The sequence below is a fragment of the Marinobacter sp. genome (assembly GCF_033722195.1).
Taxonomy (GTDB): domain Bacteria; phylum Pseudomonadota; class Gammaproteobacteria; order Pseudomonadales; family Oleiphilaceae; genus Marinobacter.
In genome coordinates this window covers 1-25,804 of sequence record NZ_JAWVZL010000043.1, presented here as the reverse complement: position 1 = coordinate 25,804, position 25,804 = coordinate 1, and the positions used below count along the sequence as shown (strand labels likewise).

Sequence of the window (25,804 nt, the reverse complement as noted above, 5' to 3'; positions counted from 1 at the left end):
TATAAGCCCTCAGCTCTCCGTATTATCGAATGAACAGTGGGTTGGTGGCAAAGAAGAAAGTAGCTATTATCGCCACCGGGCGAGAGAAAAACGACGCTGAGAATCTGAAGAATATCAGAATAGTGAGCAGAGCCGGTACCAAAGACAAGTATCTGAGCTCGACAGCATCAAGCCCAACCAATGCAAAGGGCCGCACCAGCAGGTAGTACGGGAGCATGTTCATCTCATTTCCGAACATCAGCTGCCAGAACACGGAAGAATCCGACTTCACAAACAGAAAAGTGAAGCCCTCATCCAACCACAGGTCCCGCTCTTCGATCACGAAAATGGAAGCGGTCAGCCAATAGGCGATGATGGACAGAAGGAAGATGGTCGATGGATGTCGCAGGTACGACAATTAACTGCCCTCGCAGATTGCTGGTGGCTTGAAGATTGTATTGGGGCGGTCTTTCAGGTCGAGGCCGCTACACGTTGGTTCGCTGCTTTCTGCCCGGTCGTCGCGGAACCTTGTGCTGCGTTATCTGGGAGAACACCCAGCTCTGTGAGGACCTGACTCATACTTGTAAACTCGAAGCGGCGAAGCAGTGATCGCAGGCGCGCCTCACATACATCCAGATTGTTATAGTGCCGGAACCGGGAAAACCACTTCACATCCAACCGGGGCTGGCCGGGGTCCACTTCCCAGGGGTGGAGGTAAAACACAAAGGGCTGTCCCTGTCGATTGATGCTTCCAAGGCCCCACTGGCTGAACCAGTAGGGGAACAATCGAAAATAGCCTCCCCCTGCGATCGGTAATGTATAGCCTGGAAGCTTGAGAGTACTCAGGGGGAACTCGGCCAGCTCATACCCTTTGTCAGTTGTCAGCGCGTGCGGCCAGCGTGGCGTCCCGGGCATGCCGTAACGGTCGTGATGAACCGGGAAGATTGAGGAATCCCAGGTAAAGCCCTCCTCGAACAGTATATCCAGCGCCCAGCGGGACTGGGCCGTGATGGAATAGCTGGCCGCACGGTAGCCGGTGATGGCGGTGCCGGTTATGTCTTCCAGAATGCGTTTTGAACGACGGGTTTCCTCTCGAAATACTTCCGGGCTCTGGTTGTAAATCAGCTGATGGCTGTACCCATGGCTGGCTATTTCATGACCTGCTTTCTGAATTCGACGAACAAGTTCCGGGGAGCGCTCAGCAACCCAGCCCAGAGTGAAAAATGTGGCCTTGGTGTCATGTTCGTCAAACAGTGCCAATAGTCGATCGGTATTGGCCTCCACGCGATATTCCATGGTGGACCAGTCATTCCGGTCAACCGCCTCAGCGAGAGCGGCGACCTGGAAATAATCCTCAACATCTATGGTCAGTGCGTTTCTCATATGCGCTCCTACCGGACTTCAGCCGGAAACGGCTCCAACCGTCTGCTCTTGTCCACAGTACCAGACAGAAATTGCCTCATTACCTTTTTTCGGCACACAGGGGCCTACTGCTTTTTCAATGGCATGCAGATACTGCCGAAGCAATGCGGCCTTGCGAGCGTCTGAATGGGTCTCGAATACCCATATGCCCTTGTAGTTATTGAGATTTTCGAGAGCATCAGGGTAGTTCTCCACCTTGGTGAAGTGATTTTCGAAACCCTGCTCAAAAGGAAGCATCGGTAGGCTGCACGAAACCGGTAATGTCCGATTGTAGTAACGGATAGCGGTCTGGGCATGGTGAGTAACTACCAACATCGCCTGATCAGATTCGCAGTGCTGCACGGTGTCCAGAAACACGGGTTTCCAACCGATGGAAGGGCCCTTTTCCGAGGCAAGCGTGGACAGACCCAGTGCCGCCAGCAAAACCACAGCGACCGGTGCTGAGAATCTGCGGGCAACTTGGGCGATTCCGTAGGCCATGATAACCAGAAAAAACGGCAGAAATGGGACAAAAAAACGTGGTGAGAAACTGGGAGCCACCTGAGAAACCAGGAAGATCAGAAGTACCGGCAGCGAACAGATCGCAGCACTGACCACCACGAGCCGTTGGTTCGGAGACAGGCGTCTCAGGCCTCCAGTGTGCCTCACTACAAACACGGCAGCTGCCATAACACTAAGCACACCGAGCAGGAGCAGCGACCGTCGAAGCCAATCCGGCCCCTCAGGCGAGGCCCCGGAATATAAGAAGGACAGGTCCAGCAATGCCCGGAAACCCGGCTCGGTGAGCCAGCCAAGCTGCCCGGCCTCTTTGTTGAGCACAAAAAAAACCAGAGGCAGGAAGCTCAACAGGATCAAAAAATGCGCCCAGAACCAGTACCAGAACTGGCGCCGGTCCTGGATCATGAAAAGCGCGGCCATTCCAACCGCAAAAACGCCAAGTGACACGAAAAGATGGGCGTGAACACCCAGGGCACCCGCGATGGCATACACCAGCCAGTAGCCTTGCTGGTTGTCCAGCGCGGCCCTGGACCAGGCAAACCAGAGCGCAGCCATAAAGAACAGGGCCAAGGCGTATCCGCGAATCTCAACGCCATAACGGATCAGGTAATAATGGCTGAAGAACAGCACCAGAAAGAGACCCGCAACCCGAAAGCCCCCGTGCCGTCGCACAGTAACGTAGAGGAGTGCGCCGGCGAGCGCATAAGCAACGAATGAGAATGCCCTAAGCCAAAGCTCACCGTAGGATATGGCTGTCCAACCCTTGAGCAGGATGTAGTAGAGACCCATGTTCGCTTCATACTGGACAAAAAAACTGAAGAGCTGATCCCAATCCAGTGAAATAAAGTACGTGGTCAAAGCCTCATCAAACCAGATGCCACGCTGAAGGCTGACTGAATAACCGAATACAACCGCCAGCAGGAATGCGACGAACACGCAGCCGGCGAGGATTGTCTTTTCCAGGCGACTCTCTGCCTCAGACTTCATGTCCGGCCACCGCTTTCTTGCCCTGGATCACGCCCCTTTTCTGTTCGGCATTGAGGTGTTCCTCGATCAGATAAAGAGGCCGTCGTTTTGTTTCATCGAACATGCGCCCGAGATATTCCCCTAGCACACCGAGAAAAAGTAACTGGATACCACCGATGAACAGAACCACCGTCATCAGGGACGGGTAGCCAGGGACCGGGTCGCCATATATCAGGGTTTTCAGGATTACATAGACGCCATAGGCAAAGGATCCTAGTGACAGCATCACACCGATGTAGGAGGCCAGTTTCAATGGTGCGGTGGTGAATGAGGTGATGCCGTCCAGCGCAAAGTTCCAGAGTTTCCAGTAGTTGAACTTGGTTTCGCCTGCGTATCTGGGATCCCGGGTGTACTTGAGAGCGGCCTGACGATAACCGATCCAGGCAAACAGGCCTTTCATGAATCGGTTTGACTCGGTCAGGTTCCTGAGCGCCAGAACTGACCTGCGGCTCAGCAGGCGAAAGTCGCCGGTATCCCTGGGAATGGAGACACGCCCGAGGTTGCCAACAAACCGGTAGAACAGGCTTGCGGTGTAACGCTTGAGAAATGTCTCGCCCCGCCGCTCGGTGCGCTGACCATACACCGTGTCGTATCCCTGCCTCCATAAACTGACCATTTCCGGAATCAGCTCGGGCGGATCCTGCAGGTCAGCATCAATGATGACAACGGCATCACTCTCGGCGTGGTCGAGTCCCGCGGAGAGGGCTGCTTCCTTACCAAAGTTTCGGGACAGCCGGATCAACGAAACTCTGGGGTCATTACCGGCCAACTTCTTGATCATCGCCACGGATTCGTCTGTGCTGCCGTCGTCAACAAACAGCATCCGGCCCTCGATGGAGTCTTTCTCCCGCAGTCCGTCGAGCACTGAAACAACCCGCTCATAGAAATTGTCGAGGACGGTTGCCTCGTTATAGACGGGTACAATTACTGTGAGGCTATCCAATGCCCTACTCTCCTAAACTTGAAAGGTCCAAACCTTGTTCAGCACGAAAGTCACGATGAAGACAGTTCCCGTCGCTACCAATTGGGCAAAAATGTAATGCCAGGCCAGGTAATTGGTCGAAAACGCCATGACTCCCAGGTTCAACAGAAAACCGAGGCTCGCCACCACCAGAAACATAAGCGCTGAAGCACTGTAGGAACGCCGGGTTTTGTTGAAAAGATATCTCCGATTGAGGGCGTGATTTACCACAGCGCCGACGACAAAACCGACGCTTGATGCGATCACAGGGGTGAACATCAAGACCTCGACGAACACCAGAAGCACGGAATAATGGGCGGCCGTGCCTGCGAGCCCAAGCGTCCCATAGATCACGAGCTGGAAAAGATGGTCTGTCCTGAACATAGTCATTCCAATCGACGCGACTTCCAAACAATCCCTGTTACTGGTTCCGCTCGCTAACGAAACCGATAATCAACCCCAAGCAGGATCCAGTTTTCATCGTATTCCCGCTGCACTACGTCACTGGTGCGCTGATTGTGACCAATGCGCCCGCTTACAATCAGCTTCCGGCTGGCCTGGTAATTCAGGCCCAGGTCCACTTCGCTCACGGTATCGTCCGAGTCGTCGCTGTCGTAAGTGAGGTAGGAGAGGCCGACACCGGCGCTGGCCTCCCATCTCGGCGCAAGAGGCCGAATGTACCGGAGGTCGCCGCCGACACGCTCTTCCTGCTCATCGGTCTCCAGGTAATCCTGACGGCTGGCGTCTACGCCAATGTTGACCTGGCTGCCGTTGCTGAAACGCTTGTCCAGCCCGGCGCGGATCGCGGTGACCTCCACTGCGGTGGTCTGCTGCAGATTGAACACGAAGCCGGCAAATCGAACGTCAAAATCGGAGGTCTGGTCAGTGAGCTCCCGGCTGGCGGTGATGTAAAAGTCCGCCGAGGGGTTGATCTGCCGGTCGAAAGACAGGCTGCCCACCAGGCCATCGCTCTTGTTGCTGAAACCACCGGCCTCGGTTTCGATTTCGCTGACACCGATCGAGCCGCTGAGCTGTGTGGTCGCCCATGCCTTGGAGGCTATGAGGCTGGCGGTGTTGCGGTCGATCTCGGTGCCCGTGTCCAGCTCGGCACGGTCGGTGGTCAGATCTATGCCGCCATTCAGCGTGCTGCTGAACAGGTGGTTCCAGGCCACGGAGCCGATGACCCGTTCACTGTCTTGCTGGGCATCATCTTCATACTCGGTGTTCTGGTATTTGGCTGAGAGCTGGAGCTGATCTGTCCGGCTCAGCTGCAATACGTAGCGCGGGCCCGTGCTGAACAGGTTCTTGCGCACCCGGTTGTCCGGCGTATCCGGGCGCTGGGAGGTGCGCCGGACATCACTGAGATTATCCGAGAGATCCCAGTAAAGTCCCTGTGCCAGCTGGCAAGTGCCCTGAGCGCCCAGATCGGTAGAGGTCTCCGGATCAAAGGTGTCGTCTAGCCAGTAGCTGTAGGCGAGACTGCCACCGAGGCTTGCGTTGCATTGGCCGGGATCGGTGGCGTAATTAATCGCCAGACCCACCCGGGTTTCAAGGTCACTTTGCTCGTCTACGTGGGTCTTGGCTGCGTTATCGCTGTAGCGGGTGTCCAGCGTACCAGTAAGCTGCAGCGGTGCAGCGGACACCATCGCCGGCGCAACCACTAGCGACGCCGACAGGGACAACGCAGGTAGCAGTCCTAGGTGTCTAACCATTAATCACTGCTCCCACAAACTTGTCCGGATTGAAAGCGGTCGCGGCATTTTCCACCTGGCCCGGGGAAATGCGGCCGTGGGGCACCACCAGCATGGAATAGTCGGCCAGCTCGCCCAGTATCCGGGCATCCGGCGACTCGGTGATGGGCGCGGTGTCCAGCACAATGAAGCGGTCCGGGTAGCGGCGGCGTACCGCCTGCAGGAACTGTTTCATACGGAAGGAAGTGAAGAACTCCGACGGAGACTCTCGACGGCTGCCCGCCGGTATCAGCCGCAACCGCGGTATGCCGGTAGGATAGATGATGCGGGCAATGTCGTAGTCCGGATCGTCCAGAAAATCCGTCAAGCCGCTCTCCGGCGCGATATCCAGAGTGGCATGCATGGAGGGCTCGCGCAGGTTGCAGTCGATCACCAGGGCGGTTTTTGACTGATCAAACGCAAAAGCCGCCGCCAGGTTCAGCGCCACGAACGATGAACCTGCGCCCTCGCCCGCCCCGGTCACTACAAGCGTAAAGTTGTTGCCGCCAGACACTTCCAGCAGTTTGGTCCGCAGGTTGCGGAAGCGGTTGACCAAGTCACGGTTGGGCGACTCGGGGTAGATGATGCGCCGCTCGTCCAGATCGTCGCCAGTGAGCTTGCGAGGCTCCTGCATGCGGACGATCTGCTTGCTGATGACATACTTGTCGACAGCGCCGGCGCCAAGTTCCAGGGAGCTGGGCACCAGCATCCGGGAATCGTCCCACTCTGAATAGGGTGCCGCGTTGTTGCCCTTGTCCTGTGACCTCAGCCACTGGCTCTCATCACCCTGTCCCGTTGTTTGCTCCTGCTCCGGTTTGGCTTTCTTCTTTTTTGCCACGCTGTCCCTGCTTTGTTGTGGATCGGTCATCAAATAGCTCCCATCACTTTCGAAATGGCGATCGCGATGTAAACAACGCTGACGATGACGGCACAGACGATGACAGCAATCGTCAGCCGACGCTCACGACGCTTTTCAAACGGAGTGCGGACCCTGGGCAACTGCACGAGCACCGGCAAACCGATGCCTTCCTCGAGCTGCTGTCTTGCGCGGACGCGCGGATCGATCTGGAGCAGACCGGCCACGGCGCCGAAGGGCGCAGCCAGGCCAAGCAGGATGCCTGCTGCTGCAAACAGCTCGAACTTGGGTCCGGAGGGCGTTCTGGGGTACTGGGCCGTTTCACTGATTTCGAAGTTCAGGCCCTGGCCCTCGATGTCCAGATGCATGGAAACACGGGCTTTTTCACGGCGCTTGAGCAGGTCATCGTAGATCTGTTTGTTGACTTCCATGTCCCGCGTCAGCTCGGAGTATTCCGCCTTGTTGGCCTGAATGCGCTCCATACGCTCGGCCTGGTCTGCCAGTAACCGCTCCAGCGAGCGGATGCGTGTTTCGATGGTCTCAATGTCAGCCCGAGTGGTGACCAGTTTGCCGCGCAGGTCCTGATAAAGAGGGTTTACGAGGGTCTGATCGCCTACCGGCGCTGCGGACTCAGCCCCGCTGGCGAGCGCGGCATCACGCTGTTTTCGCAACTCCGCTAGCTGCTCCTTCAGGATCACGATATCCGGGTAAGTGTCATGGTATTGCAGCCGGAGGTTGTCCAGCTGTTGCTCCATGGCCTGGATGCGCTGCTGGTAGGCGTCGGGCGAGCGACCGCCCTGGCTCAGTGTCGGGCTGACGCTCTCGAGCTGATCCTGCAGGGAGCGGGCACGGGTTTCGAGTTCCTGCTTCTCCAGCCGGGCCAGCTCGATCTGACCGCGCAGGTTGGCCATCCGGCTGTTGGCCTCAGCCTCCGTACCATCAACGTTCTTGGATAGGAAATCCTTCAGCCGGCCCTCAACTTCCGCCAGCTGGCGCTCGTAGCTCTTCACCTGCTTGTCGATGAAATCGTAGGCGCTTCGGCTTTCCGCCCGCTTGCGCTGGTTACTTTCCTCGATAAACAGCTGCCCGAGTTTTTGCGCCACTCTGAATGCCTCAAGGGGCGATTCGGACTTGTACGTGATGGCGAAGTAACTTTCACCCCGGGGACGCACGCCCATGTTGGAGCGCAGATATGCAACCCGCGAGATGAGTTCGTCCTCCTCGATATTTCCAGCCCCGGCGCCGAAAATGGCGGGATCTGTCGCAACGCGTTCCATTACGCTGCGCTTCCACAAGGTCTCTTTTGCAACAGACGTGCGCTCCGAAATTTTGGTCGTGACTGCACTGCCTTCCATCAAGGGGGTGATGATGTTGCTGTCATCAACGAAGATGATCACCTGGGACTCGTACTTGTAGGGCCAAAGGAACCCTGCAGCCAGTACAGCAAAACTGATGACAACAAACAGGAAAAAGGCCAGCCACTTGTGTGAGCGGACCTCCCGGAGAACTTCCTGTGGCAGTTGAGAGAGTGGAAGTGCCATAACCTTAACCTAAATTCCTTTTCAGTCGGCCCCGGAAACTGCCTGCCTGAAGTGAGTCTGTCTTTCCGTTAGAAATTACGTTCCGGTACAGCGAGGATGTCGCCCGGCCGCATGGTGTAATTGGTCTTGATATCACCTTCGGTCAGGATGTCATCCAGCTTCACCGGGATGGCAACCACCTCACCGTTCATAGGCCGATAAAGCATGGCGTCATTGAGGTCGGCAAAGGGATTGGCTCCGCCGGCTGACAGCAGCATGTCCAGGACTGTCATCCCGTCGCGATAGGGGACGGACATGGGCTGGGCGACAGCGCCGGTCACCCTCACCCGATCGGTGAACTCTGTGCTGCCCATGGAGGTGACCACGACGCTCACCTGCGGCTCGCGGATATAGGCCGACAGGCTTTCTTCGATGGTGTCCGCCAGGGCTTCCGGTGTGCGGCCGGCCGCCTGCACATCCCCTACCAGAGGCACGGAAATCATGCCATCGGGACGGATGGGCACCGAGCTGCTGAGATCCGGATTGCGCCATACGGACACCGAGACCACGTCGGTCACACCGAGGATGTAGGGATCTCGCTGTGAGTCCCCGGACATGTTCAGGGCCTGCTGAATCTTCTCCGGCGAGGAGCCCGGATTGCTGGCGCAGCCTGCCAGCAGGCCAATGGCAAGAAATGAAACTGCTACAGAAAAAGCACGGTAAAACGGGGTCATCGCACTACCTCTAGACAGGTCCTTGTTTAATCCGTGTTCCGGAGCCTGTAACTTCCGGAACTACCTTGATCCTTTCTTGAACAATACCACTTCCACTGTCTGGATTATAATCAACAAATCCAGCAACAGGCTCTGATTCTTTATGTAGTAGAGGTCATAGCGCAGTTTCTCGCGGCTGTCCTCTTCATTGTCGGCGTAGGCAAAGCATAGCTGGGCCCAGCCGGTTATGCCGGGTTTGACCCGGTGCCGTTCATTGTAGAAGGGAATTTTTTCCGCCAGTTGGGTAACAAACATCGGCCGTTCCGGTCTTGGGCCCACGAACGACATTGTGCCATTCAGCACGTTGAAGATTTGTGGCAACTCGTCAATCCGGACCTTGCGGATGAATTCGCCAACCCTCGTGACGCGGGTATCGTTCTTCCGGGCCCAGACAGCGCCGTCCTTCTCCGCATCGGTGATCATTGAACGGAACTTGTGAACCTTGAATACTTTGCCGTTGAGACCAACCCGTTCCTGGCTGTACAAAACCGGCGCCCTGAGTCCGTCCTCCAGCTTGATGGCTATTACCGTCAGCAGCATCAGGGGAGATGACACCAGGAAAAGCAGCCCCGCGGCCACCAGATCAATGGTGCGCTTGCCCAGACCGGCCACCGAAGACAGGGTATAACCGTCGGAGAACACCAGCCAGCCACGGGTGATCATTTCCAGGGCCACCTTGCGGGACTCTCGTTCATAGAAAGTGGCGCCCTCCAGAATGCGGACGCCCTCCATTTTGCACTCCAGCAGGTCCTCCATGGGCAGGCCCTTGCGACGGTCATCCACTGCCACCACGATTTCCCGAACCGGGTGTCTGCGCACGTACTGCTGAAGGGTGTGGGGCAGCTTCAGCAGATGCTCTCCGGCGACATGGACCGGCTCGTCGGGGAGCGGTACGAAACCGGCAAGTTTGAAGCCCTTTCGGTTGAAAGGGGTGCGCAGATCTTCCAACAGCTGTTTGGCGCGCTGGCCGGCGCCGAGAACCAATACTTCTTTGCGGAAGGCGTCCTCTTTAACCAGCGCAAAAAACAGGGTTCGGCCGATACCCAGGAGGAAAAAGCCGAAAACCGAGGCGCTCGACAGCACGCCTTCACCCGAGATGTACCAAAGCCACTCGTTGGCCAGCACATAGGCTGCGCCGGCCAGGGGAATGCTGGTGATGAGGCCGAGGATGGTCCTCAGCATCATGCCCGAGAGCCCCTCCTCCAACCGTGCCTGATGCACCCCGAGAGCCACCATGACCAGGAGGTTCACCGACGCAAAAACCAGCGCCGAAGGCAGGACAAAACTGAAATTATTGATAAAGAAGGAGAAATCGCCGAAGTAGCGAAAATAGACCGCGACCAGGAAAGCCGAGGCCAGAATGACGAAGTCTATGACACCAAGAATAACGAATGGCAGATGTATGTAGTGCCTGAACAGTCTGACGTGGGCCACGTCCTCTCCTTTGTTCCAACTGCTGACAGCCAATTCCTTTGCTGTGTCGCCGCGATAGCAGCGCAAAGGTAAACGCTATCTTTCGGGAATACAATCCGCCCCTACCGGGAGACTTAACACCCAATCGCCCACCATTGTCGAATTTATTTACAGAATGGCCGGGGAGCTGACCTCAAAAAATTTCGAGATCATTGTTTTATAAATTCTTTTGACTCATGGCATGAAACTGGCTTTGGCACAGGGGCACCGCCAAAGCGTAGTACACCAGGATCTTTTTAGGGAAGGGACGATTATGAAGTCTTTAAAGCAAGCACTCGCTGTCGCAGTCGTTGCTGCCACAGCCACCTCCGCAAACGCGGCCCTGTACAAGTTTGAAGCGGCCTACGGCATGGCCAATGCAACCGCGGCAGAGGCGGCGTTTCTGAGCAGCACCTATAACGGTGTTACCGAAACGTTTGACGACCCGATCGCCAGCTACACCATTACCAACGAGACATACCAGGCTCCCGGCGCGACTGGCTCCCAGGCCACCTGGATCGTTGGCGGCTCTGCTTTTGAGACCAAGGTCGGGACCTTCACCCTGACTCAGCCGAACACCGCCAATAACGGCAACGTCCGTAATGACCTGCTGATGATCGAGGACAACACCACCGGCGAGTTCGGTCGTGATGCCAACTACTCATCCAACTGGCTGGACAGCAACGATGCCCAGGAAGTTGTCTGGAGCATCCTGGACGGCAGCTTCAATGCCTTTGGCTTCTATCTGTCCGATCCGAACGACCAGGGCGCGAAGCTTCGGCTGACCTATGAAGACGGCAGCAGTGACTTCCTTGACATCGTTTCACCGCTGTCCAATGGCACCATTGCCTACATTACTGTGTTCTCGGACGTGTTTTTCAGCAGCGCCTCGCTGACTTTTGATAACAACACCACCCGCGCTGACGGCTGGGGTATCGACAACGTGAGCATTGCGCGGGTTCCGGAGCCCGGCACTCTCGCCCTCCTCGGTCTCGGCCTGGCCGGCCTGGGCATGGCCCGTCGCCGCAAGCAGTCCTAAGCGTCAAGCAGTGCCAAGGAACCCGGGGCCGAATGGCTCCGGGTTTTTTGTTGGATTTTTGAATGTCAGTAAATTTGACAGAGAGAACGGTAAAGTCCCCGACGACTGGGGACAGTCGTCGGGATCTAGGGCGGCGGAGTGTATCAAGCCGCCTTGCGACGGCCCGCAACACCAAGGCCAGCGAGACCGAGACCCAGCAGGGCCAGGGTGCCCGGCTCCGGCACTGAGGCGTACCGGATCGCTTCAATGTAACCACCGGGCGCCGAGTTCCAACCGGTGGCAGCGATGGCGTACATGGAGTAGGCACTGGTGAGTCCGGTCATCAGGTATTCCTGATTAATGGGTGCCTGTTGACCACTGCCGCCAAACACGGACTGATAGTTCATGCCATCGGTGCTGAAGAAGATGTTGAACAGAGTGTCGCCTGCATCGAAGCCACCGTTATTGGTGAAAGCAACGTTCTCGGTGTGATCACCGTTGAACCAGACCTGCTCCAGGATTACGGCCGTGTTGAAATTGAAAAACAGTACCTCATCCCCAGTCGAGCCGGTGATCAGATTGGATTCCAGGTTGTCCGTGTCGCTCTTGAATTTGTCGTTTGCGCTGTCTGAATAGGCGCCAAGTCCACCGTGAGCTGGCGTCAGATCCTGATAGGCATCCGATGAATTGTTTATTTCGGAGGTGTTGAACGAGTTATCTGCCAGGTTGGTGCTGGTGGAAAATCCGGCCAGAACAGTGAAATCATTGAATGCCAGCGGGTCGCCACGAACATCCGTGCCTACTGTAGTTCCGGTGCCAGTCTCCAGTGTACCCGCTTTGGCGGTTCCACCGTTGTTACCATCAAATATGATGACGGTAGCGTTGGCGGAGCCTGCACCGGCCACGGCCAAAGCGATCAGTGAAAGTCCTATCGTCTTTTTCATGTTGTTTCCTCTAGAACCCAATAACGTTGTGTCATCCATTCCTCAACGTTCGCGTTACAGCACGTTCGGGTACTGCTCAACACACGTTTCAGTCGACCAGCTGCAGGATAAGGTCCATATGGAAAAAATTGACGCAACATCATCCACATAGAACCACAACAAGCCGATATTGCATGGCGATATGCAAAGAATTCCGACTTGTCGCTGTCGGTGTACTGAAACAGGCTGAACGGTTATGGGATGGCTGGAAACTGGGGGATGGACTTGGGGTCAGATGAAGGCTTTCATCTGACCCCGGTGTCTGGCCGAAAACTGGGGGGGTGGACCTGGGGTCAGATGAACGCGTTCATCTGACCCCGAATCAGCGTTTCAACCGACAAACAGGCCGACAAACTCCTGCACCGGGGTGTTCTCAAGCTTCTTCTGGTCCTTGCACAGCTCGAAAATCTGATCACAACGATGCCGGGGAAACCGGGTGGCCAGGTTATTGCGGAACTTGTCCTCCAGCAGAGGGATGCCCTCCTCCCGGCGGCGGCGATGGCCGATGGGGTACTCCACCGCCACTTCATCGGTCTTGCTGCCGTCCTTGAAGAACACCTGGACCGCGTTGGCGATGGAGCGCTTGTCCTGCTCCAGGTATTCGCGACTGTAGCGTTCGTTTTCCTGCACTTCCATCTTCTCCCGGATCTCGTCGATGATGGGATGATTGTCGTGGAAGTCGTCTTCGTAATGCTCGGCGGTGAGGTTGCCGAAAATCAGCGGCACCGCGGTCATGTACTGCAAGCAGTGGTCCCGGTCGGCGGCATTGGCGAGTTTGCCCTGCTTGGAGATGATGCGGATGGCGGATTCATGGGTGGTGATGACGATCTTGTCGATGTCATCCAGACGGTCCTTCACTTCCGGATGCAGTTTTACGGCTGCCTCAGCGGCGGTCTGGGCGTGGAATTCCGCCGGGAAGGAAATCTTGAACAGCACGTTTTCCATCACGTAGCTGCCGAAATCCTGCGGCAGGGTGAACTTGCGTTTGTCCTCCGGCTTGAGCTTCTGGTCCTTGTTGGTCTTGCTGAACAGCACGTCGTAGAAGCCCCACTGGGGCGCGGTCAACACTCCGGGAATGCCCATCTCGCCCCGCATGGCGATGTCCGCCAGCCGTACACCGCGAGAGCTGGCGTCACCGGCCGCCCAGGATTTGCGGGAGCCGGCGTTGGGTGCATGGCGGTAGGTCCGCAGGGCCTGGCCGTCCACCCAGGCGTGGGAAAGCGCGGACAGCATCTGATCCCGGTTGGCCCCCATCATTCGGGCGGACACCGCGGTGCTGGCAACCTTCACCAGCACTACGTGGTCCAGCCCTACCCGGTTGAAGGAATTCTCGATGGCGATCACCCCCTGGATCTCGTGAGCCATGATCATGGCTTCCAGCACGTCCTTTACGGTGAGTGGCTTGCCGCCCTCGGCCACACGCTTCTGGGACAGGTGGTCGGCGACCGCCAGAATGGCGCCCAGGTTGTCGGAGGGATGCCCCCACTCGGCGGCCAGCCAGGTGTCGTTGTAATCCAGCCAGCGCACGATGCAGCCGATGTCCCAGGCCGCCTTGACCGGGTCCAGCCGATAGGGGGTGCCCGGTACCCGCGCACCGTGGGGTACCACCGTGCCCTCCACCACCGGGCCCAGGTGTTTGGTGCACTCTGGGAAACGCAGCGCCAGCAGGCCACAGCCCAGGGTGTCCATCAGGCAGTTACGGGCGGTGTCCCAGGCTTCGTCGCTGTCGATCGCGTAGCCGAGGACGTAGTCGGAGATCTTATGCAGAATGTCGTCGTAATCAGGGCGCTCGTTCAGGTCGTAGGTGGCAGACATGTAAGGCTTCCTCCTTGGACTGTGGGCGGGTGATTCCCTAAACATAGTCTCATGGCGAGGTGATTGTCGAAGGGCGCGCCCCGATTACAGCTCCCGGTTTATGTCGGGATACTTTACAGTCCAACCGGACGGACGCAGATAAACTCTCCGTATCCTACTGAATAAAAAAGTCATATTTGTTAATGGTGTCGAACTTGCTGTTAACGAGCAGACCTTCGAGAACCGGATTCAGTGGAGTGAAATGTATGGGTAAGCTTCAGCAACTGATGGTTGGCTCGGCACTGGTAGTCTTCGCCTCCGCCGCTTCGGCCAACGTGATCATCGATAGCTCAACAACTGGCCTCTACAATCAGGGACTCGGTGACCTTTCCGCAACGTATGGGCCGGGCTCGATGTTTTTCCCCGGACCAAATGTCAGTGAGGGCGACCCAAATCAGAACCCCTTGGCTGAGCCTGACCTCTCTCTGACGGGCGAACTTGGCGCCAACTGGCTTGCGGGTGACTACACCGGGGGAACCTGGAGCGCTGGCAATGTCGCCATCCCGTCCAGCTGGACGGTTAATGACGAGACAGCCATTGTTTATGAGTTCCTGCTGACAGAGAACTCCAACCTCCAGATTGACCTGGGTGTGGATAATGGTATCTATGTCTGGCTGGATGGCGGCTACGAGTTTGGCGCCATGGCGCCGGGTGGCTCCTTCCTCAGTGAGTACAGCTTTGCGTTGAACAATCTGTCCGCCGGCACCCATTTCCTGCAGATCCTGCGGGAAGACCATGGCGGCGCTACCGGTTACGGCATCAAGGTGACTGCTACAGCAGTGCCGGAGCCCGGCACCCTGGCACTTCTGGGCCTGGGTCTTGTAGGCCTGACGGTAGCCCGCAAGAAAGCCTGATTCCGCTGTAAACTTAAAAGGCCGGGGTGTTTCCACTCCGGCCTTTCTTATTTTCTGATACCAGGGGCGCCTAGAAGCTGTCCCCGGGCACCCTCACCCAGCCTTCCATCAGTACCCGCGCGCTGCGGCTCATCACCGCCTTGGTGACCACCCAATCGCCGCCTTCCTGCTTGGCTTCCGCCCCCACCCGGAGGGTACCGGAGGGATGACCGAAAAGAACGGCGTTGCGGTCGCCGCCGCCTGCGGCCAGGTTCACCAGGGTGCCGGGGATGGCGGCAGCGGTGCCAATGGCCACAGCCGCGGTACCCATCATCGCGTGGTGAAGCTTGCCCATGGACAGCGCCCGCACCAGCACGTCGATGTCCGAGGCTTTGATTTCCTTGCCACTGGAGGACACGTAGTCCGCCGGTGGCGCCACGAAGGCCACCTTGGGGGTGTGCTGTCGGTTGGCAGCCTCTTCCACCCTGCTGATCAGGCCCATCCTGACGGCACCGTGGGCGCGGATGGCTTCGAATCGTGCCAGAGCAGAGGCGTCGCCGTTGATGGCCTCCTGCAGCTCGGTGCCCTGGTAGCCGATGTCCGCGGCGTTGACGAAGATGGTGGGGATGCCGGCGTTGATCATGGTGGCTTTCAGGGTGCCGATGCCGGGCACTTCCAGTTCGTCCACCAGATTGCCGGTGGGGAACATGGCGCCCTCGCCGTCGGCCGGGTCCATGAATTCCACCTGGACTTCAGCGGCCGGGAAGGTCACGCCATCCAGCTCGAAATCCCCGGTTTCCTGCACTTCGCCGTTGGTCATGGGCACATGGGCGACGATGGTTTTCTCGATGTTGGCCTGCCAGATGCGGACGGTAGCCACGCCGTTTTCAGGAATCCGGCTGGCGTCCACCAGGCCGTTGCTGATGGCGAAGGAGCCCACCGCCGCGGTCAGGTTTCCGCAATTGCCGCTCCAGTCCACGAAGGGCTTGTCGATGGAGACCTGGCCGAACAGGTAGTCCACGTCATGGTCCGGCGACTCGCTGCGGGACAGGATGACGGTCTTGCTGGTGCTGGAGGTGGCTCCGCCCATGCCGTCGATCTGTTTCTCGTAGGGGTCGGGGCTGCCGATTACCCGCAGCAGGAGTTTGTCACGGGCCTCGCCGGGCCCCTGTGCGGCTTCCGGCAGGTCCTGCAGGCGGAAGAAAACGCCCTTGCTGGTGCCGCCACGCATGTAGGTGGCGGGGATTTTTTTCTGGGGTGCGTGGGGCATGGTTTGGTCTCTTGGTGAACTTGGGGTCAGATGAAAGCTTTCATCTGACCTCCGGGGTTAGCTGCGGGCTCCGGGTGAACTTGGGGTCAGATGAAGGCTTTCATCTGACCCCGAGGCGTCCAGCTCAGGCTGCGGATTCGGTTTCCAGGAAGTCCTGGGCGAAGCGCTGAAGCACGCCGCCGGCCTTGTAGATGTCCACCTCCTCGGCGGTGTCCAGGCGGCAGATCACCGGAACCCGCTCGGTGTCACCGCTCTTGCGGTGAATCACCAGGGTGAGCTGGGCCTTTGGTGATGGTGTGCCCTCCACGTCAAAGGTCTCGGTGCCGTCGATGGCCAGCGTCTTGCGGGTGGTGCCCTCCTCGAACTGCAGGGGCATCACGCCCATGCCCACCAGGTTGGTGCGGTGGATGCGCTCGAAGCCTTCCGCCACGATGGCCTCGACACCCGCCAGTGCCACGCCCTTGGCAGCCCAGTCACGTGACGAGCCCTGACCGTAATCGGCGCCGGCGATGATGATCAGCGGCTGTTTGCGCTCCATGTAGGTCTCGATGGCTTCCCACATACGGGTCACCTTGCCTTCCGGCTCGATCCTGGCCAGCGAGCCCTGGCGCACCTGGCCGTTGGCATCCGTCACCATTTCGTTGAACAGCTTGGGGTTGGCGAAGGTGGCACGCTGGGCGGTCAGGTGATCACCCCGATGGGTGGCGTAGGAATTGAAGTCCTCCTCCGGCACGCCCATCTTGTGCAGGTACTCACCGGCGGCGCTGTCCATCATGATGGCGTTGGACGGCGACAGGTGGTCCGTGGTGATGTTGTCCGGCAGCACCGCCAGCGGCCGCATGCCCTTGAGGGTTTTCTCGCCGGCCAGGGCGCCTTCCCAGTAGGGCGGGCGGCGGATGTAGGTACTCTTCGGGCGCCACTCGTAGAGCGGGTTTACCAACGCCTGGCTGTCTTTGCTGAGATCGAACATGGGGATATAGACATCCCGGAACTGCTGGGGCTTGACGCTCTTCTTCACGATGGCGTCGATCTCTTCGTCGCTCGGCCAGATGTCCTTCAGGGTCACCGGGTTGCCGGCCTGGTCGTGGCCCAGCACGTCCTTCTCGATGTCGAAGCGGATGGTGCCGGCAATGGCGTAGGCCACCACTAGCGGCGGCGAAGCCAGGAAGGCCTGCTTGGCGAACGGGTGGATGCGGCCGTCGAAGTTGCGGTTACCGGAGAGCACCGCCGTGGCGTAGAGATCCCGCTCGATGATTTCCTGCTGGATCTTCGGGTCCAGCGCGCCGCTCATGCCGTTACAGGTGGTGCAGGCGAAGGCCACCACACCAAAGCCCAGGTCTTCCAGTTCCGGCAGCAGGTTGGCTTCTTCCAGGTACATCTTCACGGTCTTGGAACCGGGCGCCAGCGAGGACTTCACCCACGGCTTGCGGGTCAGCCCCAGCTTGTTGGCGTTGCGGGCAATCAGGCCGGCCGCCACCATGTTGCGGGGGTTGGAGGTGTTGGTGCAGCTGGTAATGGCGGCGATGATCACGGCGCCATCCGGCATCTTGCCCTCTTCCTCGGTCCATTCGCCAGCGATGCCGCGGTTGGCCAGCTCGGAGGTCGGCAGCTTGGCGTGGGGATTGGAGGGCCCCGCCAGGGTACGCCGCACGCTGGACAGGTCAAATTTCAGCACCCGCTCGTACTCGGCGCTCTTGAGGGCATCCGCCCAGAGGCCAGTGTGCTTGGCGTAGGTTTCCACCAGCGCCACCTGCTCGTCTTCACGGCCGGTGAGCTTGAGATAATCGATGGTCTGGCCGTCGATGTAAAACATGGCGGCGGTGGCGCCGTATTCCGGGGTCATGTTGGAGATGGTGGCACGGTCGCCCACGGTCAGGCTGTCAGCGCCCTCGCCATAGAACTCCAGGTAGGCACCCACCACCCGTTCCTTGCGCAGGAACTCGGTCAGCGCCAGCACCATATCGGTACTGGTGATGCCCGGCTGCAGCTTGCCGGTAAGCTCGACGCCAACGATGTCCGGCAGGCGCATCATGGAGGCCCGGCCCAGCATCACGCTCTCGGCCTCCAGGCCGCCGACACCCACGGAAATTACGCCGAGGGCGTCCACCATGGGTGTGTGACTGTCGGTGCCGACACAGGTGTCCGGGTAGGCAATACCATCCCGGTTCTGGATCACCGGCGACATCTTCTCCAGATTGATCTGGTGCATGATGCCGTTGCCCGGCGGGATCACGTCGACGTTGCGAAACGCGGTCTTGGTCCAGTTGATGAAGTGGAAGCGGTCGTCGTTGCGGCGATTCTCGATTTCCCGGTTCTTTTCGAAGGCGTCCTTCTCGAAGCCGGCGTGCTCCACCGCCAGTGAGTGGTCAACGATCAGCTGGGTCGGCACCACCGGGTTCACCTTGGCGGGGTCGCCGCCTTTCTCGGCGATGGCATCCCGAAGGCCTGCCAGGTCCACCAGCGCAGTCTGGCCCAGGATGTCGTGGCAGACCACACGGGCCGGGTACCAGGGAAAATCCATGTCCCGCCTGCGCTCGATCAGCTGCTTAAGGGAGTCGGTCAGCATGGCCGGATCACAGCGGCGCACCAGCTGCTCCGCCAGGATGCGAGAGGTGTACGGCAGGGTGTCGTAGGCGCCTGGCTGGATGTCTTCCACAGCCTGGCGGGTATCAAAGTAGTCCAGGTCGGTGCCCGGCAGTTGCTTGCGGTATTGGGTGTTCATGTTTGGCCTTCTGAATAAATTTGGCGGGGATTGGGGATGAACGCTCCCCCTCTCCCCCAGCCCCTCTCCCGCCAGGGGAGAGGGGAGGTTAAAAGGTGCCTGGCCCTCACCCACGAGCGCGAGCGCCGATTCAATCGGGGCGTCATTATTTGGCCCCTCTCCCCTGGCGGGAGAGGGGTTGGGGAGAGGGGGTTGGAGCTTATGGCCGCTCGTCGATCGGCACCCACTTGGCATCCGCCGGACCGGTGTAGTCGGCGCTTGGGCGGATGATGCGGTTGTTCTCCCGCTGCTCCTTGACGTGGGCGGTCCAGCCGGACACCCGTGACATCACGAAGATGGGGGTGAACAGCTCGGTGGGAATGCCCATGAAGTGATAGGCCGATGCGTGGAAGAAATCAGCGTTGCAGAACAGTTTCTTCTCACGCCACATGACTTCCTCGCAGCGCACGGACACCGGATACAGGGTGTCATCGCCCACTTCTTCCGCCAGCTTCTTGGACCACTGCTTGATGATGGCGTTGCGGGGGTCGGACTCCTTGTAGATGGCGTGCCCGAAGCCCATGATTTTTTCCTTGTTCTCCAGCATCTTCAGCAAGCCTTGCTCGGCCTCGTCCGGGGTCTTGAAGCGCTGGATCAGCTCCATGGCCGCCTCGTTGGCGCCGCCGTGCAGCGGGCCACGCAGGGTGCCGATGGCGCCGGTGACGCAGCTGTGGATGTCCGACAGCGTGGAGGCGCAGACCCGCGCGCTGAAGGTGGAGGCGTTGAACTCATGCTCGGCGTAGAGGATCAGGGAGACGTTCATCACCCGCTCGTGCAGCTCACTGGGCTTCTTGCCATGCAGCAGCTCCAGGAAATGGCCGCCGATGGAGTCCACGTTGCTCTCGGTCTCGATGCGCTTGCCCTCATGGGCGAAGCGGTACCAGTAGGTGATGATGCCGGGGAAGAGCGCCAGCATGCGGTCGATCTTGTCGTCCTGCTCGCTGAAGTCCTGTTCGGTTTCCAGGTTGCCCAGCATGGAGCAGCCGGTGCGCATCACGTCCATCGGGTGGGCGTCCTTGGGGATCTGCTCCAGCACGGCTTTGAGTGCGTCCGGCAGGCCCCGAAGGCTGTGGAGTTTCTTGACGTAGGCGTCCAGCTCCTTGCGGTTAGGCAGCTTGCCCCGCAGCAACAGGTAGGCCACTTCCTCGAACTGGGCCTTTTCCGCCAGATCGGCGATGTCATAGCCGCGGTAGGTCAGGCCCGCGCCACTCTTGCCAACGGTACACAGGGCGGTTTCCCCCGCCACCTGGCCGCGCAGGCCGGCGCCGCCGAGTTTCTTTGCTTCTGCCATGATGTGTCTCCTCTCAGAACCTGTTGTTATGAACGGGGCCTGCGGCGACCCCGTCGTCACTGTCCTTTTAATGAAATGCTCTACTGGCTCTTCTGCTTTTGGAACAGCTCATCCAGCTTTTGTTCAAATTCGTGGTAGTTGAGGAACTCGTACAGTTCCTGACGGGTCTGCATCATGTCCACCACATCCTTCTGGTCGCCTTTCTCCAGGATGTTGCGGTAGACCGTCAGCGCAGCCTTGTTCATCGCACGGAAGGCGCTCAGCGGATAAAGCACCATATCCGCACCGGCCTCGGCCAGCTCTTTACGGTTGTAAAGCGGCGTGGCGCCGAACTCCGTGATGTTGGCCAGCAGCGGCACGTCCAGGGCCGCGGAGAACTGGCGGTAGTGCTCAAGCTCAGTGACCGCTTCCAGGAAGATACCATCGGCACCGGCCTCGATGCAGGCCTGGGCCCGGTCGATGGCGGCTTCGATACCCTGCTGCTGGAAAGCATCGGTACGGGCCATGATAAAGAAGTTGTCGTCCTGACGGGCATCCACGCAGGCCTTGATGCGATCCACCATCTCCTCCTTGGAGACGATTTCCTTGTTGGGCCGGTGCCCGCAGCGCTTCTGGGCCACCTGATCCTCGATATGAACCGCGGCGGCGCCGGCGCCTTCCATCTGCTGGATGGTGCGGGCGATGTTGAACGCACCGCCCCAGCCGGTGTCGATGTCCACCAAGAGCGGCACGGAGCTGGCAGCGGTGATGCGGCGCACGTCTTCAATCACGTCATTGAGGGTGGTCATGCCCAGATCCGGCAGCCCGTAGGAGGCGTTGGCCACGCCGCCGCCGGACAGGTAGATGGCCTGATGTCCCACCTTTTCAGCCATCATGGCGGCATAGGCGTTGATAGTGCCGACAATCTGCAGTGGCTGGTTCTCTTTCAGCGCCTTGCGGAAGCGGGCGCCCGGGCTCAGTGTGCTGGTCATGGGATCTCTCCTGAGGATCAGAGGTTAAGACTGCCTTCCTGGATTTTGCGTTCGATGTTCTTGCGGGCGGCGTTGATGTGGCGTTTCATCAGGAACTCCGCCAGTTCGCCGTCGCGCTGGGCGATGGCCTCCACAATACGCCGGTGCTCGCCGAGGGCTTTCTGGGGCCGGCCGGTGGAGGTGCTGAGGCGGTAACGGTACATCCGCACCATGTAGTAGAGGTCGCCCACGAGCATCTGGGCCAGTTTGGCGTTACGGCTGCCGGTGACGATGCGGTAGTGAAAGTCGTAGTCCCCCTCGCCCTGATAGTACGCCTGGCCCTGGGCCAGTTCGATCATTTCTTCGTGGCTGTCCAGGGTGCTCTTGAGGGCGGCGATTTCCTCGTCGCTCATGCGCTCGGCGGCCTGGCGGGCGGCCAGGCCTTCCATCACTTCGCGGATGTGGTAGAGCTCCACCAGCTCGTGGCCGCTGACCGACACCACCTTAACGCCGGCGTGGGGCTTACGCACCAGCAGGCCTCGGGACTCGAGCCGGCCCAGTGCTTCACGGAGGGGCCCACGGGTCAGATTGAAGCGTTCACACAGCTCGATCTCGCCGATCTTCTCGCCGGGGGCCAGTTCACCCTTGACGATGGCGGTTTGTAGACAATGAAAAGCCTCGTCGGCACGGGTTTGGGAGCTGTTGATTTCTGCGAGCATGGTTTTGTCGACAATCCATGAATTATTGAACGCGAAACTACGCCTTCTACCGCTTTTTGTCAACAATCCAGGGAGAGCCGCCCTCGACCTTGTTGACATTAGGCGACTGCAGGTGGCCCCGGCACGCTCTCCCGTTTGACAGGCAACTCCGGTACACTCTGACACCCAGGATAATTCCCGCTGAAACCGCCGGTTGGCACGGAAGTTTCAGTCACAATGCGTTGCTCAGATGAAAAGGAAAGCCAGATGATCAGGAAGTGTCTGTTCCCCGTGGCCGGTTACGGAACCCGGTTCCTGCCTGCCACCAAGGCCATGCCCAAGGAGATCCTGCCGGTTGTCAACAAACCGCTGGTGCAGTACGGCGTCGAGGAAGCGTCGGAAGCGGGCATCCGCGAGTTCGGTTTCGTGACCGGCCGCGGCAAGCGCGCCATCGAGGATCATTTTGATATCAGCTACGAGCTGGAGCACCAGATTGCCGGGTCCGGCAAGGAAGACCTGCTGAACTCCATCCGCGACCTGATTGACAACAACACCTTCGCCTTCACCCGCCAGAACGAGATGAAGGGCCTGGGCCACGCCATCCTGACCGGCCGCAACCTGATGGGGGATAACCCCTTCGCGGTGGTGCTGGCGGACGACCTCTGCGTACCGGACGAAGGTGACGAGGGTGTGCTGGCGCAGATGGTGAAACTGTACAACCAGTTCCGCTGCTCCATCGTGGCCATCATGGAAGTGCCGGAGGACCAGACCCACAAGTACGGCGTGATTGCCGGCGAATCCATGAAGGACGGTCTCTACCGCATCACCGACATGGTGGAGAAGCCGTCACCGGAGGATGCCCCCAGCAACCTGGCCATCATCGGCCGCTACATTCTGACGCCGGATATCTTCGACATCATCGAGCGCACCCCGGCCGGCAAGAACGGCGAAGTGCAGATCACCGACGCCCTGCTGGAGCAGGCCCGCACAGGCTGTGTACTGGCCTATCAGTTCCGCGGCCGGCGCTTCGACTGCGGCAGCATTGATGGCTTCGTGGAGGCCACCAATCACGTGTATGAGCACATTTATAAGGCCGGGAAGTAAGCGGTAAGTCTGGGTCAGAAGAAAGCTTTCTTCTGACCCCGTCGCTGGACGCTCACCGCCGCAGCAACTGCAGCACCATGCGCCGGTTCTCCGAGGAGGTCTTGCGGAAACGGTGCAGTAATTTCCGCTCTTCGTCGCTCAACTGCAACCGGTTGAGTTCCTTTTCCAGCTGGCTCAGGGATTCGGTCAGGTCGCCCTCATTGCTGAAGGCCAGGCCCGGGAGCTCCAGTTGGCCGGCGTCCACCGCCTCACCGAAATCCAGCAGGCTGTCCAGCGAGCTGTCCGTGCGCAGGCAAATGTCCATAAGTTCCGCCACCCCCGGGTAGCGCCGGGTTTTGGGGTCTGCGGATTCCCAGGCCGCTACCAGGGCATCCTCCACACCGCAGAGTTCCGCCAGGTCGGCCCGGGACAGTTGGCGGTTCTCGCGAAGCTGCTTCAGGCGCCGATTGAATGACTGCATGTACCGCATGATGCTCTCCTACTGGGAATCCGCCGGCCGGCCCGGATTGCGATGCTCCCCGGCCTCGTAGAGTCCGGCCTGCCACTCCCGCTCCGCCGCGAAACCGGTTTCCAGCGGCCGCATGCGGGCGTGTTCGATCAACTGTTTGCCCGCTCGGGCCGCCATGGGGGTCTGGCGCAGGCATTGTTCAGCCCAGGCCCGGGCAGTCACCATGACCTCGTCCGCCGGTACCACCTCGTCCACCAGGCCGATGGCCAGCGCCTGTCTGGCGTCGAGCGCGGCTTCCATCAGCAGCAGCCGTTTGGCCCAGGATTCACCCACCAGGCGCGGCAGCAACTGGGTGCCGCCACCGAACGCCACCCTGCCCTGGCTGCCGGCGTTGAACCGGAAGCCGGCGTCCGCACCGGCAATCCGGAAATCGCAGTTCAGCGCCCAGGCCAGCCCCTCGTTGTGGGCGTGGCCGTTGATGGCCGCCAGGGTAACACCGGGAAAGCGCCGCAGGGCGCCGAACGCCTGGGTGAACAGGCGTGCCAGGTTGGCTCCCAAGAGGGGGTCGTCCCGCTCCAGGGCCCTGGTCTGCAGACCCGAACTGAACCAGGCCTGCTCGTCCCGGGCGTCCTCCTGGCCGGTAATGATGAGGCAGCGGCAGCGCTCATCCCGAGCCAGGGCCGTGACCTGCTCGTTCAGCTCCAGGAGCGCCGCCTCATGCCAGGGGTTACCCGCCCCCGTGGCAAGGAAGAGCGTAGCGGTGTTGCCGTCGGTCTCGAGCCTGAGCCAGGGCTGTTCGGTTGAAGGCATAAGTCCTCATGGTGCCGGTGGCGTTGCGGCGAGCCGGGCCCGCGGGCCCAGGATACTGATTTCAAGCAATATTTGCGGCTGGAAATGGGGTCATTACACCCCACTGCCCGGGCTTTGGCAATGGCCCGGGCGCCGTGACGGATGCGCCGGGAAACCGAAGTGGTCCGCAAGTGGCGCATTCACGAATCTGAACGTATACCCTGTAACCGGAAAGTCACCGTATCGACACATCCAAAAAGAGCCCGAACCCAGGACCTACAACCATGGCCGCACAGTCCATCGATGCCGACTCCGCCTGGCAGCTGATCCTTGCCGCGGTGAACCGCGAGAGCGTCACCCTGCCGCTGCCCGGCACCTCCCAGCCGGCGCTGACCCTGGCCGGCGAGGCCCGCTGGAGCCTTCACCTGCCTGCCACGGCGGATGCCCAAAGTCTGTTCAGCCTGTTCCTGCCGCTCTGCCGGCCGCTGCCCAATGGCCGCTCACACCAGGTCATCGGCCAGCTGGGGCAGAGCCTGGATGGCCGCATCGCCACGGTGACGGGGGCCTCCAAATTTATCAACGGTGACGATGGCATCACCCACCTGCACCGGCTGCGGGCGGTATCGGACGCGGTCATTGTGGGGGCCGGCACGGCCTGCGAGGACAACCCTAGGCTGACGGTGCGCCGCGCCAGCGGACCCAATCCGGTGCGGGTGGTGATCGACCCCCATCGGCGGGTGCCGGACGGTCATCACCTGTTCACCGACGGCCAGGCGCCGACTCTGCGGCTGGTGGCCGGTGAGGATACCGGGGAACACCGGGCCCGGCTGCCGGAAACCGGCGTGCTGGAACTGCCCTGCCTCGGCCCGGAAGGCTCCAGGGCGGAGCCTGCGCACATCATCGCCATACTGGAGGGTCTGGGCCTGCGCCGGCTGTTCGTCGAGGGTGGCGGCCTGACGGTGTCCAGCTTCATGAATGCGGGCCTGCTCAACCGCCTGCACGTGATGGTGGCGCCGATGATCATCGGCAGTGGCCGGCCGGCCTTCGCGCTGCCGGAAATTGAGAACCTGGCGGAGGCCTGGCGTCCCGAGGCCCAGTGCATCAGTCTCGGTTCGGATATGCTGTTCGATCTGGACCTGGACCGCGTCTGAGCAATACCAGCACCCCGGGCAGGCTCGAAACCAGTACCAGCAGGCCATAGGCCACCCCGAGCGCCACGCCCTGTTCCGCCGGTAACCCGGCCAGGGGCCAGAGAAGCGCCGCCACTCCCTCGCGAACACCCCAGCCGGCAATGGTCATCGGCAGCGCCATGGCCAGAAGTAGCGCCGCACAAAGGGGTAATAGCCGGGCCCAGTCCAGGCCGGCGGCATCGCCTTCCAGCCCCGCTCCCAGTCCGGCCGCAAGCGCCAGGAACACCGCCAGGTAACTGGCCACGATCAGGCCTGAAGCGGCCAGCTGCACGGCAAAGGCCGGCCAGGCCAGCAGGGCCCGATGCAGATCCCGCCCCAGTCGGCGCAGATACCGAAGCAACGGGACCCGGAATACCAACGCCAGCAGCACCAACAGTGCCGGCACCAGCCACCACCAC

The 25,804-nt window shown here is 59.9% G+C and carries 23 protein-coding genes and 1 pseudogene; 4 read left to right on the top strand and 20 right to left on the bottom strand.

The genetic code is table 11. The annotated features are described in order from the left end of the window. Window positions 1–22: 22 nt before the first annotated feature. From R3280_RS09700 to R3280_RS09655, 10 genes are all read right to left on the bottom strand, one after another. On the bottom strand, window positions 23–397 hold the full coding sequence (locus R3280_RS09700) for a hypothetical protein (protein ID WP_318998402.1): 375 nt from the start codon (window positions 395–397) through the stop codon (window positions 23–25). Between the two features lie 53 nt (window positions 398–450). Beyond that, window positions 451–1,362 (bottom strand): XrtA system polysaccharide deacetylase, encoded by a 912-nt coding sequence (locus tag R3280_RS09695; RefSeq protein ID WP_318998401.1) that lies wholly within the window; start codon window positions 1,360–1,362, stop codon window positions 451–453. Window positions 1,363–1,380: 18 nt separating this feature from the next. Beyond that, window positions 1,381–2,886: a glycosyltransferase family 39 protein gene (locus tag R3280_RS09690; RefSeq protein WP_318998400.1), complete on the bottom strand. Its 1,506-nt coding sequence runs from the start codon at window positions 2,884–2,886 to the stop codon at window positions 1,381–1,383. Next, window positions 2,876–3,868, bottom strand: coding sequence for a glycosyltransferase family 2 protein (locus R3280_RS09685; protein ID WP_318998399.1), 993 nt, complete (start codon window positions 3,866–3,868; stop codon window positions 2,876–2,878). The genes R3280_RS09690 and R3280_RS09685 overlap by 11 nt, the downstream gene beginning before the upstream one ends. 12 nt (window positions 3,869–3,880) lie before the next feature. Next, complete coding sequence (locus R3280_RS09680; protein WP_318998398.1) at window positions 3,881–4,270, bottom strand: GtrA family protein; 390 nt, start codon at window positions 4,268–4,270, stop codon at window positions 3,881–3,883. A 53-nt stretch (window positions 4,271–4,323) separates the two neighbouring features. Then, window positions 4,324–5,598: an outer membrane beta-barrel protein gene (locus R3280_RS09675; RefSeq protein ID WP_318998397.1), complete on the bottom strand. Its 1,275-nt coding sequence runs from the start codon at window positions 5,596–5,598 to the stop codon at window positions 4,324–4,326. Further along, window positions 5,591–6,484, bottom strand: coding sequence for a polysaccharide biosynthesis protein (locus R3280_RS09670; RefSeq protein ID WP_318998396.1), 894 nt, complete (start codon window positions 6,482–6,484; stop codon window positions 5,591–5,593). Before R3280_RS09670 ends, R3280_RS09675 begins: the two co-directional genes overlap by 8 nt. Continuing rightward, complete coding sequence (locus R3280_RS09665) at window positions 6,484–8,013, bottom strand: XrtA system polysaccharide chain length determinant (RefSeq protein WP_318998395.1); 1,530 nt, start codon at window positions 8,011–8,013, stop codon at window positions 6,484–6,486. The genes R3280_RS09670 and R3280_RS09665 overlap by 1 nt, the downstream gene beginning before the upstream one ends. Before the next feature lie 68 nt (window positions 8,014–8,081). Further along, entirely contained in the window at window positions 8,082–8,726 is a 645-nt protein-coding gene (locus R3280_RS09660) for an XrtA/PEP-CTERM system exopolysaccharide export protein (RefSeq protein WP_318998394.1), read from the bottom strand. 60 nt (window positions 8,727–8,786) lie between these two features. Then, window positions 8,787–10,199, bottom strand: coding sequence for a TIGR03013 family XrtA/PEP-CTERM system glycosyltransferase (locus tag R3280_RS09655; RefSeq protein ID WP_318998393.1), 1,413 nt, complete (start codon window positions 10,197–10,199; stop codon window positions 8,787–8,789). Window positions 10,200–10,419: 220 nt separating this feature from the next. Between R3280_RS09655 and R3280_RS09650 the strand changes: the two genes are divergently transcribed. Further along, on the top strand, window positions 10,420–11,256 hold the full coding sequence (locus tag R3280_RS09650; protein WP_318998392.1) for a PEP-CTERM sorting domain-containing protein: 837 nt from the start codon (window positions 10,420–10,422) through the stop codon (window positions 11,254–11,256). Between the two features lie 143 nt (window positions 11,257–11,399). Here R3280_RS09650 and R3280_RS09645 read toward each other — a convergent pair whose 3' ends face one another. Further along, entirely contained in the window at window positions 11,400–12,179 is a 780-nt protein-coding gene (locus tag R3280_RS09645; protein ID WP_318998391.1) for a PEP-CTERM sorting domain-containing protein, read from the bottom strand. 369 nt (window positions 12,180–12,548) lie between these two features. Further along, the gene (gene prpD, locus R3280_RS09640; protein ID WP_318998390.1) at window positions 12,549–14,033 is read right to left on the bottom strand and encodes a 2-methylcitrate dehydratase; all 1,485 of its coding nucleotides are present in this window, start codon (window positions 14,031–14,033) and stop codon (window positions 12,549–12,551) included. Between the two features lie 245 nt (window positions 14,034–14,278). Between prpD and R3280_RS09635 the strand changes: the two genes are divergently transcribed. Beyond that, window positions 14,279–14,926, top strand: a complete 648-nt coding sequence (locus tag R3280_RS09635; protein ID WP_318998389.1) for a PEP-CTERM sorting domain-containing protein — start codon at window positions 14,279–14,281, stop codon at window positions 14,924–14,926. A 70-nt stretch (window positions 14,927–14,996) separates the two neighbouring features. Here the strand turns inward: R3280_RS09635 and prpF are convergent, their stop codons facing one another. The 5 genes from prpF to R3280_RS09610 all read right to left on the bottom strand — a co-directional run bounded on the left by prpF (window position 14,997) and on the right by R3280_RS09610 (window position 21,896). Then, on the bottom strand, window positions 14,997–16,175 hold the full coding sequence (gene prpF, locus R3280_RS09630) for a 2-methylaconitate cis-trans isomerase PrpF (RefSeq protein WP_318998388.1): 1,179 nt from the start codon (window positions 16,173–16,175) through the stop codon (window positions 14,997–14,999). Window positions 16,176–16,299: 124 nt separating this feature from the next. Beyond that, complete coding sequence (acnD, locus tag R3280_RS09625; protein WP_318998387.1) at window positions 16,300–18,897, bottom strand: Fe/S-dependent 2-methylisocitrate dehydratase AcnD; 2,598 nt, start codon at window positions 18,895–18,897, stop codon at window positions 16,300–16,302. 199 nt (window positions 18,898–19,096) lie between these two features. Next, a complete protein-coding gene (gene prpC, locus R3280_RS09620; RefSeq protein ID WP_318998386.1) occupies window positions 19,097–20,227 on the bottom strand; it encodes a 2-methylcitrate synthase in 1,131 nt (376 codons plus the stop codon). A gap of 80 nt (window positions 20,228–20,307) precedes the next feature. Beyond that, complete coding sequence (gene prpB, locus R3280_RS09615; protein ID WP_318998385.1) at window positions 20,308–21,198, bottom strand: methylisocitrate lyase; 891 nt, start codon at window positions 21,196–21,198, stop codon at window positions 20,308–20,310. Window positions 21,199–21,215: 17 nt separating this feature from the next. Further along, a complete protein-coding gene (locus tag R3280_RS09610) occupies window positions 21,216–21,896 on the bottom strand; it encodes a GntR family transcriptional regulator (protein WP_318998384.1) in 681 nt (226 codons plus the stop codon). A 246-nt stretch (window positions 21,897–22,142) separates the two neighbouring features. Between R3280_RS09610 and galU the strand changes: the two genes are divergently transcribed. Then, on the top strand, window positions 22,143–22,979 hold the full coding sequence (gene galU / locus R3280_RS09605) for a UTP--glucose-1-phosphate uridylyltransferase GalU (protein ID WP_318998383.1): 837 nt from the start codon (window positions 22,143–22,145) through the stop codon (window positions 22,977–22,979). 52 nt (window positions 22,980–23,031) lie between these two features. On the opposite strand, the gene R3280_RS09600 is transcribed toward galU, so the two are convergent. Both R3280_RS09600 and R3280_RS09595 read right to left on the bottom strand, forming a co-directional pair. Further along, window positions 23,032–23,448: a helix-turn-helix transcriptional regulator gene (locus tag R3280_RS09600; RefSeq protein WP_318998382.1), complete on the bottom strand. Its 417-nt coding sequence runs from the start codon at window positions 23,446–23,448 to the stop codon at window positions 23,032–23,034. Between the two features lie 9 nt (window positions 23,449–23,457). Beyond that, window positions 23,458–24,237, bottom strand: coding sequence for an enoyl-CoA hydratase-related protein (locus tag R3280_RS09595; RefSeq protein ID WP_318998381.1), 780 nt, complete (start codon window positions 24,235–24,237; stop codon window positions 23,458–23,460). Window positions 24,238–24,500: 263 nt separating this feature from the next. On the opposite strand from R3280_RS09595, the gene R3280_RS09590 reads away from it, so the two are divergent. Continuing rightward, window positions 24,501–25,367 carry a RibD family protein gene (locus R3280_RS09590; protein WP_318998380.1) on the top strand — a complete coding sequence of 289 codons (867 nt, stop codon included), beginning with the start codon at window positions 24,501–24,503 and terminating at the stop codon, window positions 25,365–25,367. Here R3280_RS09590 and R3280_RS09585 read toward each other — a convergent pair. Then, window positions 25,318–25,804 (bottom strand): annotated as a pseudogene (locus tag R3280_RS09585) (hypothetical protein); the annotation flags it as partial. The gene R3280_RS09590 and the pseudogene R3280_RS09585 overlap by 50 nt on opposite strands.